This is a genomic window from Pradoshia sp. Z4_20 (assembly GCF_058216035.1).
This window is the reverse complement of the sequence record NZ_JBZAJD010000023.1, coordinates 1-1,388: the sequence shown is the minus strand read 5'-3', so window position 1 is coordinate 1,388 and position 1,388 is coordinate 1. Positions and strand designations below refer to the sequence as shown.

The following is a 1,388-nucleotide window of genomic DNA, read 5'->3' as shown; positions in this document are numbered from 1 at the left end:
TCAAAACTGGATAATGTAAGTTTGGCAAGTATGCTTGATTCATTTGGTTAAGTCCTCGAACGATTAGTATCCGTCAGCTCCATGTGTCACCACACTTCCACCTCGGACCTATCAACCTGATCATCTTTCAGGGTTCTTACTAGCTTGCGCTATGGGAAATCTCATCTCGAGGGGGGCTTCATGCTTAGATGCTTTCAGCACTTATCCCGTCCGCACGTAGCTACCCAGCTATGCTCTTGGCAGAACAACTGGTACACCAGCGGTGCGTCCATCCCGGTCCTCTCGTACTAAGGACAGCTCCTCTCAAATTTCCTGCGCCCACGACGGATAGGGACCGAACTGTCTCACGACGTTCTGAACCCAGCTCGCGTACCGCTTTAATGGGCGAACAGCCCAACCCTTGGGACCGACTACAGCCCCAGGATGCGATGAGCCGACATCGAGGTGCCAAACCTCCCCGTCGATGTGGACTCTTGGGGGAGATAAGCCTGTTATCCCCGGGGTAGCTTTTATCCGTTGAGCGATGGCCCTTCCATGCGGAACCACCGGATCACTAAGCCCGACTTTCGTCCCTGCTCGACTTGTAGGTCTCGCAGTCAAGCTCCCTTGTGCCTTTACACTCTGCGAATGATTTCCAACCATTCTGAGGGAACCTTTGGGCGCCTCCGTTACTCTTTAGGAGGCGACCGCCCCAGTCAAACTGCCCACCTGACACTGTCTCCCACCCCGATCAGGGGTGCGGGTTAGAATGTCAATACAGCCAGGGTAGTATCCCACCGATGCCTCCACCGAAGCTGGCGCTCCGGCTTCAAAGGCTCCTACCTATCCTGTACAAGCTGTACCAAAATTCAATATCAGGCTGCAGTAAAGCTCCACGGGGTCTTTCCGTCCTGTCGCGGGTAACCTGCATCTTCACAGGTACTATAATTTCACCGAGTCTCTCGTTGAGACAGTGCCCAGATCGTTACGCCTTTCGTGCGGGTCGGAACTTACCCGACAAGGAATTTCGCTACCTTAGGACCGTTATAGTTACGGCCGCCGTTTACTGGGGCTTCAATTCGCACCTTCGCTTGCGCTAAGCGCTCCTCTTAACCTTCCAGCACCGGGCAGGCGTCAGCCCCTATACTTCGCCTTGCGGCTTCGCAGAGACCTGTGTTTTTGCTAAACAGTCGCCTGGGCCTTTTCACTGCGGCTCTTCGAGGCTATAAACCTCTAATGAGCACCCCTTCTCCCGAAGTTACGGGGTCATTTTGCCGAGTTCCTTAACGAGAGTTCTCTCGATCACCTTAGGATTCTCTCCTCGCCTACCTGTGTCGGTTTGCGGTACGGGCACCTTCTTCCTCGCTAGAGGCTTTTCTTGGCAGTGTGGAATCAGGAACTTCGGTACT

At 54.0% G+C, this 1,388-nt stretch carries 1 rRNA gene; it reads right to left on the bottom strand.

Annotated elements, in window-relative coordinates:
- Positions 1-43 precede the first annotated feature (43 nt).
- A 23S ribosomal RNA gene (locus AC4BHP_RS18820) occupies positions 44-1,388 on the bottom strand; the annotation flags it as partial.